Origin of the sequence: Lentzea waywayandensis (genome assembly GCF_900115955.1) — a bacterium.
GTDB lineage: Bacteria > Actinomycetota > Actinomycetes > Mycobacteriales > Pseudonocardiaceae > Lentzea > Lentzea waywayandensis.
On sequence record NZ_FOYL01000002.1, the window covers coordinates 847,563 to 863,326 of the forward strand.

General features: G+C 70.3%; 15 protein-coding genes. 5 read left to right on the forward strand and 10 right to left on the reverse strand.

The genetic code is table 11. The features are described 5' to 3' along the window. The first annotated feature begins 134 nt into the window (after positions 1–134). Positions 135–1,532: a protein adenylyltransferase SelO gene (locus BM417_RS08695; RefSeq protein WP_245821787.1), complete on the forward strand. Its 1,398-nt coding sequence runs from the start codon at positions 135–137 to the stop codon at positions 1,530–1,532. After that, positions 1,532–1,927 carry a tRNA (N6-threonylcarbamoyladenosine(37)-N6)-methyltransferase TrmO gene (tsaA, locus tag BM417_RS08700; protein ID WP_093589731.1) on the forward strand — a complete coding sequence of 132 codons (396 nt, stop codon included), beginning with the start codon at positions 1,532–1,534 and terminating at the stop codon, positions 1,925–1,927. The genes BM417_RS08695 and tsaA overlap by 1 nt, the downstream gene beginning before the upstream one ends. A 1-nt stretch (position 1,928) precedes the next feature. Here tsaA and BM417_RS08705 read toward each other — a convergent pair whose 3' ends face one another. Next, positions 1,929–4,523 (reverse strand): ABC transporter substrate-binding protein, encoded by a 2,595-nt coding sequence (locus tag BM417_RS08705; protein WP_093589734.1) that lies wholly within the window; start codon positions 4,521–4,523, stop codon positions 1,929–1,931. Positions 4,524–4,906: 383 nt separating this feature from the next. Here BM417_RS08705 and BM417_RS08710 point away from each other — a divergent pair, with 383 nt between their 5' ends. Next, positions 4,907–5,092 carry a DUF3040 domain-containing protein gene (locus tag BM417_RS08710; RefSeq protein ID WP_093589737.1) on the forward strand — a complete coding sequence of 62 codons (186 nt, stop codon included), beginning with the start codon at positions 4,907–4,909 and terminating at the stop codon, positions 5,090–5,092. On the opposite strand, the gene BM417_RS08715 is transcribed toward BM417_RS08710, so the two are convergent. From BM417_RS08715 to BM417_RS08735, 5 genes are read right to left on the reverse strand one after another with little or no spacing between them, the layout of a single operon-like run. Beyond that, positions 5,058–6,104, reverse strand: coding sequence for a pyridoxal-phosphate dependent enzyme (locus BM417_RS08715; protein WP_245821788.1), 1,047 nt, complete (start codon positions 6,102–6,104; stop codon positions 5,058–5,060). The two genes, BM417_RS08710 and BM417_RS08715, sit on opposite strands and share 35 nt — an antisense overlap. Next, positions 6,101–6,901, reverse strand: a complete 801-nt coding sequence (locus BM417_RS08720; RefSeq protein WP_093589743.1) for a Rossmann-like domain-containing protein — start codon at positions 6,899–6,901, stop codon at positions 6,101–6,103. The genes BM417_RS08715 and BM417_RS08720 overlap by 4 nt, the downstream gene beginning before the upstream one ends. 14 nt (positions 6,902–6,915) lie before the next feature. Next, the gene (locus tag BM417_RS08725) at positions 6,916–7,698 is read right to left on the reverse strand and encodes an ABC transporter ATP-binding protein (RefSeq protein ID WP_093589746.1); all 783 of its coding nucleotides are present in this window, start codon (positions 7,696–7,698) and stop codon (positions 6,916–6,918) included. Beyond that, on the reverse strand, positions 7,695–8,756 hold the full coding sequence (locus BM417_RS08730; protein WP_245821789.1) for a FecCD family ABC transporter permease: 1,062 nt from the start codon (positions 8,754–8,756) through the stop codon (positions 7,695–7,697). Before BM417_RS08730 ends, BM417_RS08725 begins: the two co-directional genes overlap by 4 nt. Beyond that, complete coding sequence (locus tag BM417_RS08735) at positions 8,749–9,726, reverse strand: ABC transporter substrate-binding protein (protein WP_093590969.1); 978 nt, start codon at positions 9,724–9,726, stop codon at positions 8,749–8,751. Before BM417_RS08735 ends, BM417_RS08730 begins: the two co-directional genes overlap by 8 nt. A gap of 115 nt (positions 9,727–9,841) precedes the next feature. Between BM417_RS08735 and BM417_RS08740 the strand changes: the two genes are divergently transcribed. Together BM417_RS08740 and BM417_RS08745 are read left to right on the forward strand one after the other, a co-directional pair. Next, complete coding sequence (locus BM417_RS08740; protein ID WP_245821836.1) at positions 9,842–11,020, forward strand: MFS transporter; 1,179 nt, start codon at positions 9,842–9,844, stop codon at positions 11,018–11,020. After that, positions 11,017–11,739 carry a TauD/TfdA family dioxygenase gene (locus BM417_RS08745; RefSeq protein ID WP_093589752.1) on the forward strand — a complete coding sequence of 241 codons (723 nt, stop codon included), beginning with the start codon at positions 11,017–11,019 and terminating at the stop codon, positions 11,737–11,739. Before BM417_RS08740 ends, BM417_RS08745 begins: the two co-directional genes overlap by 4 nt. On the opposite strand, the gene BM417_RS08750 is transcribed toward BM417_RS08745, so the two are convergent. The 4 genes from BM417_RS08750 to BM417_RS08765 form a co-directional block, all read right to left on the reverse strand. Next, entirely contained in the window at positions 11,736–12,287 is a 552-nt protein-coding gene (locus BM417_RS08750; RefSeq protein ID WP_093589755.1) for a hemerythrin domain-containing protein, read from the reverse strand. The genes BM417_RS08745 and BM417_RS08750 overlap by 4 nt on opposite strands. A 15-nt stretch (positions 12,288–12,302) precedes the next feature. Continuing rightward, positions 12,303–12,956: a hypothetical protein gene (locus BM417_RS08755; protein WP_143138567.1), complete on the reverse strand. Its 654-nt coding sequence runs from the start codon at positions 12,954–12,956 to the stop codon at positions 12,303–12,305. 10 nt (positions 12,957–12,966) lie between these two features. Beyond that, positions 12,967–13,290 (reverse strand): plasmid stabilization protein, encoded by a 324-nt coding sequence (locus BM417_RS08760; RefSeq protein ID WP_093589761.1) that lies wholly within the window; start codon positions 13,288–13,290, stop codon positions 12,967–12,969. 234 nt (positions 13,291–13,524) lie between these two features. Next, complete coding sequence (locus BM417_RS08765) at positions 13,525–15,759, reverse strand: GH92 family glycosyl hydrolase (protein ID WP_177320339.1); 2,235 nt, start codon at positions 15,757–15,759, stop codon at positions 13,525–13,527. Between the last annotated feature and the right edge of the window lie 5 nt (positions 15,760–15,764).

The window sequence follows — 15,764 nt, forward strand, 5'->3', positions numbered from 1 at the left end:
TTTCTCATTCCTGAGTGGACTTTCGTCAACCTGTTCACCCCCAATCACGTACGACCCCTCCGATCGGTTCAGCCGAGTTCGAGGTGAGAGCGCGATCACACTCACAGCGGCGCCCACCCGGTACCGTTGAGGGCGTGAACATCAGCCTGAGCAGCGACTTCGCTGACGCGGTGCCGGAGATGGCGGTCTCGTGGGAGGCCGTCCCGGCCGCCGAACCGGAACTCCTGGCACTCAACGAGCCACTCGCGAAGGAACTCGGCCTCGATCCCGCCTGGCTGCGCGCTGACGGTCTGCCTTTTCTCCTGAGCGGTCGTGGCGTCGCCCAGGCCTATGCCGGTCATCAGTTCGGCGGCTACTCCCCCAGGCTCGGCGACGGCCGCGCATTGCTGCTCGGTGAACTGACCGACGCCGATGGCCGCCTCCGCGACCTTCACCTGAAAGGCTCCGGCCGCACGCCGTTCGCCCGCGGCGGCGACGGACTGGCGGCCGTCGGCCCGATGCTGCGCGAGTACCTGGTCAGCGAGGCCATGCACGCGCTCGGCATCCCCACGACCCGCGCGCTGGCCGTCGTTGCCACCGGGCACGTGGTCCAGCGCGAGGAACCGCTGGCCGGTGCCGTCCTGGCCAGGGTCGCCGCGTCGCACCTGCGCGTCGGCAGCTTCCAGTACGCCCGCAACACCGGCGACCACGAGCTGCTGCGCCGTCTCGCCGACCACGCGATCGCCCGCCATCACCCCGGCAGCACCTACCTGGAGCTGTTCGCGCACGTGGTCGCCGCCCAGGCGTCCCTCGTCGCCCGCTGGATGCTGGTCGGCTTCATCCACGGCGTCATGAACACCGACAACATGACGATCTCCGGCGAGACGATCGACTACGGCCCGTGCGCGTTCATGGAGGCCTACGACCCGACGACGAAGTACAGCTCCATCGACCACCGCGGCCGGTACGCCTACGGCAACCAGCCGATCATCGCCGAGTGGAACCTCGCCCGCCTCGCCGAGGCCCTCCTGCCGTTGTTCAGCGAGAACGAGGACGAAGCGGTCTCGCTGGCCCTCGCGACGCTGCGGACGTTCGACGCGCACTTCGAGGAGGCCTGGATCGGCGGCATGCGGGCGAAGCTCGGGGTGTCCGGCGACGTGAAGCCACTGCTGCAGGACCTGCTCGCGTTGATGCACGAGAACCACGTCGACTTCACGTCGTTCTTCCACCTGCTCGGCAAGGCGGCTCGGGGCGACGCGGAACCCGCCCGATCGCTGTTCCTCGACCTCGCGGCCATCGACGCCTGGCTCGCGCGCTGGCTCGACCTGGAACCGGACGCCGGGGCGATGGACCGAGTCAACCCCGTCTACGTCCCGCGCAACCACCTCGTGGAGGAGGCGCTGGCGGCCGGGGCGGCCGGCGACCTGGATCCGTTCGACCGTCTGCTGAAAGCGGTTACCTCCCCGTTCGGCGAACGACCCGGCCTGGAATACTTCGCCGATCCCGCGCCGCGGGACTTCAGTGCCACCTACCGGACCTACTGCGGGACTTGATGAAGCTGCAGCCGATCGGCCACGTCGAATCGCCCCTCACCGACCGCTCCGCCGCGCCCAAGCAGGCGGACGAGGGCGCGCCGGAGGCCTTGCTCGTGTTCGCGCCCGAGTACGCACGGGCGATGCGGGAACTGGAAGCGGGCCAGGACGTCCTGGTCCTGACCTGGCTCGACCGCGCCGACAGGTCGGTGCTGGCCGTGCATCCCCGCAGCGATCTGGACCGGCCGGAGACGGGCGTGTTCTCGACCCGCTCGCCGGACCGCCCGAACCCCATCGGGCTGCACCACGTCCGGATCACCGCGGTGGACGGCCTCAAGCTGCGAGTGGCGCACCTGGAGGCCATCGACGGCACGCCGATCGTCGACGTGAAGCCCGTGCTGGGTCCGGAACGCTGACCTACTGGGGATCGCGCGGGCATCCCCCGTCCTGCTCCAGCCCGGCCGCCAGGTCCTCGCGGAACGGCAGCTCACCGCACAGCAACCGAGGCGTCGAGGTCGTGTCCGTGTTGCCCTGCAACACGAGCACGGCCTTGTTCGACGGCACGCGCGTGCTCGCCCCGAACCCGATCGTCCCGGTGGCGCCCTGAATGGCGTTGTCCGGCCGGATGCTGCCGATCCCGGCGAGCAGGCCTTCCCGCACGCGCGCCCCCGGATCCGTCCGCCGCACCTGCCGGACCCCTTCCGCCAGTACCTGCATGGCGTCGTAGGCGGCGGCCGAACGCCCGTCCCCCAACGTCTGGCAGGTCTTGCGGAACACGTCGAGGTAGTTCTTGTAGAACGGCACCTTGGCGCAGTCGGCCCACGCGGCGGGGCTCGCGAACGACAGGTAGTCCAGCCGCACGTTCGGGAACTGGGCCATCGTCCCCTCCAGGATGAACCGCGTGGACGAGTCGCTCGCGACCACCGGCGGCGTGCTGCCCTGGCACTTGCTGTTCATACCGCGCAGGAACTCCGCCAGGTACTGGGCGCGGCCGGCGTAGAAGACCGCGTAGCCGGGGGTGGCCTCCGCCGGGCACGCTCCCTGGCCGAGGCTCGCCGGCGCCAGGCCCTCGTCGTCGTTCGCGACCCGGTACGACTTGTACTGGCTGACCACGATTCCGCGCTCGGCGAAGGACAGCCGGGCGTCCTCGGCCAGGTTCTGGCTGTACCTGTCGCTCGTGTCGCCGGAGAAGAAGATCGCCACGTTCGTCACGTTCAACCGGTTCCGCAGGTAGTAGGCGGCGACCTTCGACTCGCGCAGGTTGTTGGGCCCGACCTGGTAGTAGTACTCGTTGACGCTCGCCATGTCGTCGGCGGAGGTCAGCGTGCCGATGATCGGCAAGGCGTTGGAGCCCAGCCGTTTCACGGCGGACTTGGCGGTGTCGGAGCTGATCGACAGCCCGGTCACCGCGACCACGCTCCGGTCGCGGGCGGCCAGTTCGATGATCTTGTCCGCGGCGATGTCACTGGACGCCAGACCGCGACCGCCCGGCCCTTCGCCGCCGTTGGCCAGCAACATCTTGATGGGCACGTCGCTGTTCTTCTGCGCCACCCACACCCCGCGCAGCTCCTCGACCAGGGCGTGGAAGCTGTTGGCGGTGCTCGGGGTCAGCACGCTGAGGAACACGATGGTGATCGCGTCCGGCCGCAGCGCCGCCTTGCGGTTCTCGGCCATGATCCGGCCGTAGACGTCCTCCAGCGCGGGCCGGATGTCCTGCGGCACCGAGTCGGGAACGAAGTGCCGCAACGGATCCGCCGACACCCCGATGCACTCCGCGCCGACGCGTTCCAGCGGCGAGCGCAACGACGGCGACCACCAGTCGTCGCACCTGCCGTGGTTGACGAAGGGCACGGCCACGAGCGACCCGGCGAGCACCAGGAGCACGAGCGGCGCGGCGACGGCCCGGCGCAGGCGCAGCGGCGGGTACTCGGAGAGAGCGCCGATGATGCCGCGCGCGGGATCGGTGGCGTCGGTCTCCAGCTCCAGTACCCAGTTCCCCGACCGCGACAGCTGCCGGAGCCAGTCGTGGTAGCCCGCGAGAGCGTCCGCGGCGTGCGTCGCCGGCACGTCGGCCGACTCCTTCGCCACGATCACGAGCAGCGGATCCGGGCGGTTCAACGGGTTCGCCCGCCACGACTGTCCACTTTGCACACCGTTGCGGACGCGTCCGATCGCGTCGACCAGCCACTGTCCCGCGCAGTCGCCGTCGTGGTCGTCGAGCAGCAGCCACGGATGGCCCGTGCGCCGCCGGCCCGTCCCCCACACCGTCCAGCGCCGGTGCGAACGCCGCAGGTCCTCCAGCAACGCGCGCACGAGCAGGTCGCCGACCTCGTCCTCGTGCCGTTCCGCCAGGCGGTCCTTCACGACCGCACGGGCGAGGCGGTAGAGACCCTGGTGTGACCGGCCGCCCAGCGACTGCTCGCCCACCCACTTCGCCGGGCGCCACAACAACGCCATCAGCGCCAGGCCGATGCGCGGCATCACGCCGATGACCAGCCTGATCCACCACGGGAAGTCCTGCGCGAGGTCCTGCATCCCGTCCCGCGTCACCCGCATGCGCCGTTGCAGGTGCATCCGGAACTCCCGCGCGATCTCCCGTTCCTCCTCGTCCGCCTCGACCCCGGCGGGCAACGTCAGATCGAGCAGCCATCCCACGAGGGCGAACCGCGGAAACCGCAGCCGCGCCACGCCCCGCACCTCGCTCGCGAGCTGCCCGACCACGTCGTCGAGCAGCTTGCGCCGGGACTCCGCGGCGCCGTCGACGAGCGCGAACGGGACCCGGCGGCCACGCGCGCCGGCAGGCCGGTTCGCCAGGGCGTCGAGCGGACGCTCCACACCGGGCGGGCGGCGCAGCTGGACGATCGGCAGCGGCACGTCGCGGGAGGGCCAGCGCGGCCGGGAGGACAGGCGGTCGAGCAACCGCAACAGCTCGATCGCGCCGATGAACTGGAGGCCGCGAGTCTGCTCGGAACCCTGGAACCACCCCTGTGACGTGACTTTGGACAGCGCCATCTCTCCCTCGCCCTGTTCTGCCGGTCCCAAACAGAACCTGACGGATTGTCGATCAGGACGGTCCGTGCATTAGCGGAATCCGGCTAATTCGAGGCGGGTGAGAATGCGTGAGAAGGGTGAGCCGGGCGGGTACCCCGCGGACATGAGCCAACCAGTACCGCCTGCGGAGCCCGTGCCGACCTCGCCGGGCCCTGACCAGCCGAGACCTACCGGGCCCGACCAGCCCCAGCCGCCCGGCCCGGCCCCCGATCCCCTTCGCTCTCCCGGACCGGCCCCGGATCCCCTTCCGCCGGAGCCGAAACTGATCTAGTTCCGGTGGTTTGAAGTCGGAAGGGCCTGGGTACGAGCGTGGTGCCACTGCCGGGCCGACTCTGGAGCGCGCCATGCTCAGTCGAGAGGAACACCAGCGGCTCATCGCCATCGAGGGGCGTTTCCGCGTCTCCGATCCGGACCTGGCCCGCGCGCTGAGCGAGGGCCCCCTCTCACAGAGGACCCTGCGTCAGCGCGTGGCCGCGGCCCTGACCACGCTGGCCTTCAGGAAGCGACCGGGATCGCCTGGCCGGCGCTAGCGTTCGGCGGGGCCTCGGCCCGGTTCCAGTGCATGCGCGACCACGGCAGGTCCATGTCGCTCAGCGCGGTGATCTGCCGTGGCCGCAACTCCTCCGGCGCCGGGGCTTCCGCGTGCCGGGAGTAGGCGGCGTCGACGTAGCGGTGGCCGGTGTCCGGGGCCAGCACGACCACGTGCCGTTCCGGGTCCAGCCGCTGCTCCCACCGGGCCGCCAGGTAGGCCGCCCCCGCCGACAGTCCGGCGAAGATCGCGTGCTCGCGCAGCAGCGCGACGCTGCCGGACAGAGCGGCGTCGAAGCCGAACCAGTGCACGGTGTCGTAGAGGGTGTGGTCGACGTTGCCGAACGGGATCGAGCTCCCGATGCCGGCGATGATGATCTCCGGGTCGTGCACGTGCTCGCTGCCGAACGTGACGCTGTCGAACGGCTGCACGCCGACCAGTCCGACATCGGGCGCGGTCTCCCGGAGGAACGTCGTCAGCGCTCCGGTCGACGCCCCGGTGCCGACACCTCCCACGACGCTCAGGTGGTCGCAGTCGGCGTGTTCGCGGATGAGGTCGGCGATCGGCCGGTAGCCGCGGTAGTGGACGTCGTCGTGGTACTGGCGCATCCAGTGGTGCCGCGGATGATCGCGCAGGATCTCCCGCACCCGTGCCACCCGGCGGCTCTGGTCGAGCTTCAGGCTCGCGGACGGCGGCATCGGCTCCACGGTCGCGCCGAGGATCTCCAACTGGGTGTGCAAGGTCCTGTCGACCGTCGTGGAGGCGACGATGTGACAGTGCAGGCCGTAGCGGTGGCAGGCCAGCGCGAGGGCGTGCGCGTAGATGCCGCTGGAGCTGTCGACCAGCGTGTCCCCGTGCTCAATGGTGCCGCGTTCGAGGAGGTAGCGGACGGCTTCGAGGGCGGAGGCGACCTTCATGGTCTCGAAGCGCAGGCAGAGGGTGCGGGAGTCGAGGCGTACCAGGGCAGGGCGGCTGAGGGCGTCAGCGATGTGGTGGTCCACGTCTTCTCTCATGTTCGGGCCCGATAGCGGTACAGCGCGGTCTCGTCGGCGCTGAACTGCGAGAACGGGAACGGTTCCGCGGACAGGGCGGTGACTCCCGCGCCGAGGAAGTGGCGGGCGACGGCGCTCGCGCTCTGGGCGTAGACGATCAGCGGGACGTCGCGTTCGCGGCAGGTGCGCAGGATCTCGTCGAACGTGCCGTTGCCGATCGTCATCCCCGTCGCCACCACGGCGTCCGCGACGCCGAGGACGTCCCGCATGTCCGGAGTCACCGGGTCGCCCCACTGCGTCGTGCGCAACGAGAGATCGCACGGCAGGCACTCGGCGCCGCGTTCGCGGATGGCCGCCACCAGCGGGTTCACCACTCCGATCAACGCGACCTTGGCGCCCGGTTCGACGTCGAGCAGGCCTGCGACGGCGGCGTCCCTCGCCCGTGCCCGCTCCTCCGGCGTTCCGGACGGCAGCACGACCCGCTCGGCGTCGGACGTCCGATGTGGACGGACGCTGCCGAGGTAGGCGTCAAGTGCCGCGACCCGTACCGGCGCCGGGGCCTCGGTGAGCAACCGCGCGACGGGAGCGCCGGAGTAGTTCGCGGCCACGGCCGGATCGGCGTCGCCTTCCGCGAACGCGCAGGCGCCGAACGCCGTTCCGACGCGGGCCAGCACGTACTGGTTGCGGTAGGTGGTGTCGCCGCCGGCCAGCCTGGTGCCGTGGTGAACCCAGAACACGCTGGTGGCGGGCAGTTCGCGCGGATCGGGACCGTGCCGGCCCGCCAGCACCCCGGCTATCAGATCATCCACTGTGGACATTTCTCCCCCTCGTCTCATCGGATCGGTTCGCGGCGGACCGGCGAGCGGTACCCGACCGCCAGGTGACCCAGTTCGTCATGGCCGATCTCGGCTTCCACGTCGAACACCTCGCGCAGCAACGGCGCGGTCAGGACGTCAGCGGCCTGGCCGTTCGCGACGACCGTGCCGCCGTGCATCAGGACCAGCCGGTCGCAGTAGCGGGCGGCCAGCGCGAGGTCGTGCAGCGCCACCACGACGGTCTGCGGCGTGCGGCCGGCCAGTTCCATCAGTTCGAGCTGGTGGCGCACGTCCAGGTGGTTCGTGGGCTCGTCCAGCAGCAGTCCGGACGTGCGTTGCGCCAGCGCCCGCGCCAGGTGGGTGCGCTGACGTTCGCCGCCCGACAGCTGCTTCCACGGCCGGTCCGCCAGCCCGGTGAGGTCCAGTTCTTCCAGCTCCGCCGCGACGATCGCGTGATCCTCGGCATCGGGGCCGCGCCACCGCGACCGGTGCGCGGTGCGACCGAGCATGGCGACCTCGGCCACCCGCAGATCGCTGTCGGTGTCGGCGGTCTGCTCGACGAACGCCAGCCTGCGCGCTCGCTCACGGGCTGACCACGACGTGATCTCCACGCCGTCGAAGCGCACCTCGCCGTTGGTCGGGGCGCGCAGCCCGGCCATGCACCGCAACAGCGACGACTTGCCGGAGCCGTTCGGCCCGATCAGCCCGACCGTCTCCCCCGGCTCGACCGTCAGGCTCACGTCCCTGACGATGGTCTTGCCCGGCACGCCCCAGCTCAGGTTCCGGACCTCGATCCTCACAGCTCACCCCGCTTGCGCAGCACCAGCAGGAAGAGCGGCACGCCGAGCAGCGCGGTGAACACGCCCACGGGCACCTCCAGCGGCGAGAACACCACGCGGGTGAGCGCGTCCGTCCAGACCAGGAACACCGCGCCGACGACCGCCGACAACGGCAGGAGCTTGCGGTGCAACGGACCGACGAGGAACCGGACGCCGTGCGGCACGATGAGCCCGACGAACCCGACCGCGCCCACCGCGGCCACCGCGACGGCGGTCAGCACCGAGGTCGTCACCAGCAGGACGACGCGTGTCGTCCGGACGTCGACCCCCAGCGAGGACGCGGTGTCGGTGCCGAACGCGAACCCGTCCAGCGCGGCCGAGCACAGCCACACCACCAGCAGGCCGATCGCCAGGACCACCGCGCACACCACCACGGACGTCCACCGGGCCGACGCGAGCGACCCCAGCAGCCAGTTGGTCACGGCGCGGATGCTGTCGGCGTCCCCGGACGTCAGCAGGATCAACGAGGTGAGTGCGGCGAACAGCTGCCCCACGACCACACCGGTGAGCACCACGCGCGACGAGTCCAGTCCGGTGCGCTTGAGCAGCAACATCAGCAACCCGAACGACACCAGCGCGCCGACCAGCGCCCCACCGGTCACCCCGAGCTGCGTGCCCGCGAACCCCAGCACCACCACGATCACCGCGCCCGTCGAGGCGCCGGACGACACCCCGAGCAGGTACGGGTCGGCGAGCGAGTTGCGCGTAACGCTCTGCAGCACCGCGCCGCACACCGCCAGCGCCGCCCCGACGAGTGCCGCGAGCAGCACCCGCGGCACCCTCAGGTCCCAGATCAGCGAGTCCAGCAAACGTGGCAGCGGAATCACGGGCAGGCCGAGGCGTCCGCCCGCGGCCCGGCCGATCTCGGCCCAGCCCGCGCCCACGCCGATGCGGACGGCGAGCACCATCGACACCACGAGCACGACGAGGCTCAGCACGACGACGAGCGTGTTCTTCCTGCGTTGAACGGGTTTCGGAGCTTGCCGGACGACCGGGTCGAGAAGGGCCGCGTCAGCCACGGCCGGCGATCTTGTCGAGCCCCGCGCCGAACGCCTTGAGCGCGTCGACCGTACGCACCGACGGGTCCATCTCGATGCCGGGCAGCTCGATCACCTTGTTCTCCCGCACCGCCTTGAGCTGCGAGACGACCGGGTGTTCGCGCATCATCGCGAGCTTCTCGCTCGCCTTGTCACCGGGGTTGCCGCGTTCGGACAGGTCACCGATCACGATGACGTCGGGATCGCGGCGGGCGATCTCCTCCCAGGACGCCTCCGGCCACTCCTGGCTCAGGTCGTCGAAGACGTTGACCGCACCGGCGATCCTGCTCATCTGGCTCGGCATGCCGTCCTTGCCCGCCACGTACGGAACGCCCTTGAACACCGAGTAGACCCAGACGACCTTCACCGGATCCCGTTTCACCGCCTGGACTTCGGCCACGGCCGCGCGTTGCTCGGCAGCGAGCTGGTTCGCCTTCTCGGTGACGCCGAAGATCTTCCCGAAGTTCTCGTAGTCGCGGAACAGCCGGTCGAACGGCGCGGTCGTGCCGTCCGGGCAGTTCACCGCGCTCACGAACGTAGGCACGCCAAGGGTTTCCAGCTCGTCGCGCGTTCCGGCGCGGTCGGCGGTGAAGAGTTCCTTGAACGACGCCACCACCACGTCGGGGTTGGCCGCCCTGAGCGGCTCCGACGTGAGGATCTTGGGCGACAGCACCGGGATCTTCGCGTAGGCGTCGGCGAACCGGGGCGCCACCTTGGTCTTGACGTTCGCGGTACCGGCCATCCGGTCCTGCATTCCCAGCGCCAGCAACGTTTCAGTCGAGTTCTGGTCGAGCGTCACCACCCGTTGCGGCGTGCCGGTGAACGTGAGCTGCTTGCCGCAGCTGTCCACCACCACCGACTGAGCCGTCGGCGCCTGGGCGCCTCCCGGTGTGGCGCAGCCCGCGGCCAGCACCGCGACCAACGCCAGTCCGAGACGGGCGGGGTGAGACATCGGATCCTCCAGAAAGTTCACTCGACGGTGTGCGTTACTGTAACGACAATCATTTTCAATGCAACCCTGCTGGAAGGTCGATCGCGTGGTCCACGACACAGTGCGCAGCCCGTCGGTGTTGCGCAGCACCACTTTTCTCCGCCTCTGGACCGCGACGACGGCATCGGGCATCGCGACCTGGGCGCTGCCGTTCGTGCTGGGCCTGGCCGTGCTCTCACGCTCGCTGACGGCCGTGGAACTGGGCGTCCTGCTCGCCGCGCGCACCGCGGGCTTCCTCGCCGCCGTCCCGGTCAGCGGCGTCCTGGCCGACCGCTACGCGCGCCGCCAGGTGGTCCTGTGGTCGGGCCTCACCTCTGCCGTCGCCGCGCCCGTCCTCGCTGCCTTCGTGGGCAACTCGCTGGTGTTCGCGGCCGTCGCGGCCGTGGCGATGGGAGCGGGCCAGGGCGCGTGCCGCCCGGCGTTCCAGGCGTTGACCGCCGAGGTGGTGGCAATCGACCAACGTCAGCAGGCCAACGCCGCGATGACCCTGTCGGTGCGGGTGACGACGTTGGTAGCGCCGGGTTTGACCGCGTTGCTCGCGCTGTTCCTGAACACGCAGGTGCTGCTGCTCGGCATCGGTGCGCTGTGGCTGGTCGCGGCCCTGGTCCCACCCGTCGGAACCGGCGGCACGGCCCCTGGCGGCGGTTCCGGCTTCGTGGCGGACTTCTGGGACGGCGTGCGTGAGGCCCGCAGGCACCCTTGGTTCCTGGCCGGGCTCGGCGCGCTGACCGCGGTGATCGCCACCGGCTACTCGGCGACCGGCGTGGTGCTCCCCCTGGTCAGCCGCGACCGCTACGACACCGAGGCGGTGCTGGCGGGCGCGCTGACCGCCTACACGCTCGGCGCGCTGGCCGGCGCCCTGCTCATCGCCCGCTGGCGGCCGCGGCACGCGGGCTGGACCGCGCTGTTCGGCCTCGCGCTGTACGGGTTCGCGCCGCTGAGCCTGCTGCTGCCGGTGCACCCGTTCGTCGTGATCGCCGCCTACGCCGTCGCGGGCCTGGGCATCGAGCTGTTCAACGTGCCGTGGTTCACCGCGACCCAGCGCGAGGTCGAGCCGTCGAAGCTCGCCCGCGTGTCCTCTTTGGACTTCCTGATGTCCTACGGGCTCGCGCCGATCGGTCTGGCGCTCATCGCCCCGGCGATCTCGGCGTTCGGCGCTCCCGTGGTGCTGGCCGCCTGCGCGGTGATCTGCTTCGCCGCGCCCGCGCTGGCCGCGCTGGTGCCGTCGTCCCGCGACTTCGGGCCGCGCCGATGATCGTGTCCCGCCTGCCGGTCCTGGATCCCGCCGCGCGCGGCGCGTTGACGGAGACGGGCGCGGTGATCCTGACCGGCCTGCCGAACTCCCCGAACTCGTTGCCCGTGGCCGCTTCCCTGCTGTTCGGCACGTCGTTGCGCGAGCTGTTCCCACACCGGACCCGGCGTTCGGTGGACGGCGAGGTCGTCGGGTTGCACGCGGACAGCTTCGACGTGGTCGTCGACATCGCCGGAAAACCCGTGCGGCGCAGACATCCCGACGAGGACTACGTCCTGGTGCTGCTCGCCTCCCAGGCCGCGTACGGCGGCCAGTCCTTCGTCCTCGACGCGCACGAGTTCACCGACTCGCTCGACGCGGAGCTGAAGGACTTCCTCACCGGGACGGACGTCGACCTCTACGGGCGCTGGGCAAACACGCGCGGCCTGCCCGCGACTCCGCGGGTAGGCCGTCACATCGAGTACACGCGCACGGGCAGGCGCATCACCCGACGCACGGACGGGGTCGCGGCCCTGCACCGCGACCCCGCCGCCGAACACGTCATCGACATGCTCGCCCGCTTCGACACCGAGGTCGAGCGGGTGCAGCGGACGTTGCCGAGGATCAGACTGAACGAGGGCGAACTACTGGTCCTCGACAACTACCACTGCTGGCACGGCCGGGACGCACACACCGGCGCCCGGACCGTGCACATCCAGACGGTGCGAACAGATGACGCTTAGGAGCCGGCCTTCTGCAGTTCCTTGCGCAGCTGTTCCTTGGTCATGTTCGACGCACCGGTGACGCCGAGGTTCTGGGCCTGGACGAGCAGTTCGTCGCGGGTGGCCTGGCCGGGCAGCTCACCGAGGTGGTCGGCGCGGCTGCGCGCGAACGCCTCACCGAGCTCGTGGCGGCGCTGCGTGCTCAGGCGCTTGCGCATGCCCGGCAGCACCGTCTTCTCCTCTTCCTCCACGTGGTGGGTGATGGAGTCGACGACGTCCTGCAGGGCCTTCTCGTACTTCGGCGAGTCGTACTCGCAGTCGAGGAGCTTGGCGAGCAGCAGCTCGGCCTCGGCGTGCTCCTCCTGGCTGTGCTCGACCTCGTCCTGACCGCCCGCGTCCCTGGCCGGCGGGTAGACCTCGGACTCCTCCGCGCGGCTGTGGGCGACGAGCAGGCCGCACATGACGGGCGTGAGCAGCGGGCGTTTCTCCGGGTGGTTCTTCAGCTCGTCGAACAGGCGCTCCACCTCGCGGTGGTCCTGCATGATCAGGTCGACGACGTCGTACCGCATGGTGGTGGTTCTCCTTCAGTTCGGGTCTTTCCTCGGATAGCGCGTGGTGATGGAGGCGAGGCCGCGCCGTCCGATCCGGCCGAGTGCCACGCCGAACGCGCCGAACACCACCGCGGCGGCGACGGCACCGATGACGATCGACCACGTCAGGCCGGCGTTCAGCAGTCCTGCCGCGGAGCCGGCGATGACGCCGGCGACGAGGCCGTTCACCAGGTTCACGAGGCCGGACACGCCCAGCGTCGTGCCGATCAGCCGCGGCCGCCTGGTCTTGCGCCAGCCGGTCTGGCCGCCGTCCGCCTCGACACCGAGGGTGTCGTCGTGGATCTGCCGCACGAAGACGTCCCTGACGGACGGTTCGAGGTCGCCGTAGACGTGCCGGATGCGGTTGATCCCGAGCCCCGCCTGCACGTCCTCGATGGTCAGCTCGACCGTGCGGAACAACGTGGCCAGACCGATCAGGAACAACGCCGAGAAGATGACCAGCATCAACGTGAGCAGCACCTTCAGCGGCACGACCTGGGAGACGAACCCAAGGGCGATCATGGACGCGGAGATCGTCGTCAGCAGGTGACCTGCCCGCCCGGTCGCGTCCGTGATGGTCGCCGTGCGGATCATCTGCAGCGTGTTGTGCTCCATCGTGAGGATCGTCAGCGCGGAGGCCTTGTCCACTTCGGACACGTCAGCGGCCGAGGGCGTCGACGAGTTCCTTCTTCGTCATCTTGGAGCGCCCCTTGATGTTGCGCTGCTTCGCCTCGTTGTACAGCTGGTCGTACGTCGGTCCCTGCGCACCGCTGTGCGACCGCTGCCCGCCGCGCTTCTGCGGCGACATGTCCTTGATGGACGATCGGCTCGCGGTCTTCGACTCACCGGCCTGCGCGCGGTTCTTGTTGACCGTCCGCGCGGCGATCTCCTTGGCGCGCTGGGGCGAGGCGCCACGGTCCTCGGCGGAGTCCTTGATGTGCTCGTACTGGCGTTCCCGTTTCGCGTTCGATCCTGCTGGCATCACGACCTCCTGGATCGCGAGTACCCCTGGCCGGTGCGGTTCACACCAGGGTGACACCGGCCTCACCCGGACTAGGCCGTGTCCTGTAGGTCTCGTCCGCGATAGTCGCGGCCGAGGGCCCCGGAGGCGGCACCGCCGAAACGCCCGAATACGCCCGGTATGAGGGCGTTCCGGCGGCACCGCCTCCGGGTCTCTCGCCCGTGACTCTCATCGAACGGACCTACAGGACACGGCCTAGCCGACGGCGACCCTCAGCACCCCGCCACGCTGCACGAACGACTCGGGCAGCCACGGCTGCTCGACCTTGCGGCCGCTCCACCGAACGTCCTGCACGTAGACGGCCGGGGCTCCAGGGGCCAGGACCGTGATGTTCTTCGCGGTGATCCGGGCCTTCGGGAACATCGGGCTCGACACGTGCAGTTCGGCGCTGCTCGGCGTGCGCGGGTACAGGCCCAGAGCGGCGAAGACGTACCAGGCCGACATCGTGCCGAGGTCGTCGTTGCCGGGCAGGCCGGACGGGCCGGTGCGGTAGACCAGCCGGGCCATCGCGCGGACGGTCTCCTGGGTCTTGCGCGGCTGGCCGAGCTCGTTGTAGATCCACGGCGTGTGGATGCCCGGCTCGTTCGTCGGGTCGTACCGCAGCGCGTCGCCGCCGGTCGCCCACGAGCCGTCCGCGCGGTGGAAGAACGCGTCGAGCCTGGTCGCCGCTGCCTCGGGTCCGCCCATGGCCTCGGCCAGGCCCTGGACGTCGTGCGGCACCATCCACGTGTAGGTGGCGCTGCTGCCCTGCGCGAAGCCCTGGTCGGAGGCCGGGTTGAACGGCGTCACCCAGGTGCCGTCGGCCTTGCGGGCCTGCTGGTAGCCGGTGGCCGGGTTGAACGTGTTGCGCCACCAGCCCGCGCGCTTCCGCATCTCCTCGCTGCGACGGCCGAGCTTGCGTCCCAGGTCGGCGAGTGCCTGGTCGGCGACGGAGTCCTCGAGCGTCTCGGCGGCGCCACCCCAGCAGTGGCACGTGTCCTGCGGCGCGTAGCCGAGCCGCATGTACTCGGCGAGGTTCGGGCGCTGGCCCTCGCACTGGCCGGGGCAGCCCTTGTCGGACAGACCGTCCGGATGCGGAACCGTGGCCTGGCGCAGCAGTGAGTCGTAGGCCGCCCGCACGTCGAAGTTCCGCGCGCCCATGGCGTACATGCCCGCGATGGCCGGGGCGGACGGGTCGCCGGTCATGACGTGCGTCGGGCCGGTGATGTGCACCCAGCGGTCCCACACACCGCCGTTCTTCCGCGAGATGTCCAGCAACGACTGGGCGTAGCCGCTCGCCACGTCCGGTGCCAGCAACGCCAGCAGCTGGGTGTGGGCGCGGTACTGGTCCCAGCCGGAGAAGTTGCCGTACCTGGTCGCCTGACCGACGTCGCTGATCACGTTGGGCTGGAGGAAGGTGTGGTAGAGCGCGGTGTAGAAGATCGTGCGCTCGTCCGCGGTCCCGCCGTCGATCTCGACCGCGCGCAGCTGCTTCGCCCAGGCCTTCTTCGCTTCCGCCGCCACGTCGGCGACGGTCGCGCGCTTGGGGATCTCCGTCGCGAGGTTGCGTCGAGCAGCGTCCAGGCTGGTGTAGGAGATGCCGACGCGCATCCGCACGGAGCTGTCCGCAAAGGACACGTAACCGCCGGAACCCTTGCCCGCACGGTTGCTTCCGGTCAGGTAGCCCTCACCGCCGGACGCAGAGGTCGTGCCGGGCCGCAGTTCGCTGTTGACCCACGTGCCGTAGGCCGAGATCGGACGGTCGAACGACGCCGTGAAGTGCAGGCGGTAGTAGGTCTTCTGGTTGTTCGTGCCACCGTTCGCACGCCGGCCGCAGAACGCGCCGGTGAGCACCGATCCCGACACGGTGCTGGTCGCCGGGTCGATCGTGATGTCGGCGTCCTCGCTGCCGTTGAGCGAGTTCGAGGCGCGGAACAGCAGCGATCCGTTGACTGGGAAGGTGAACTCGCCGATGCCCGCGCGCGTCGACACGGACAGGTCCGCCGTGGCGCCGGACTTCAGGCCCACCCGGTAGCGGCCGGCCTCGGCCTTCTCGTCGGCGTGGGAGAAGTCGCTCGCGAAGATCTGGTCCTTGGTGTCCGCGGTCGGCGACGAGGTGATGTCACCGACGTGCGGCATGATCGGGACGTCCCCCGCGGCGCCTGGATGACAGCCCGCGCCGTTGACGTGCGTGAGGCTGAAGCCGCGCACCCTCGTCGCGTCGTACGCGTATCCGTTGGCAGCGCCCGTGTTCGTCTGGTCGCCGCGGGTCGACGTCGGGCTCCACGAGATCATCCCGAACGGCCGCACGGCGCCTGGGTAGGTGTTGCCGCCGCCCGCCGAGCCGATCAACGGGTCGACGTACCGGGTGTCGTCTCTCACCGCCGCACTCGCGGGAGTCGCCAGCGCGGCGGTGAGGACAGTGACCAGGAAGACCGGGAGCGCTCTCACGTCCC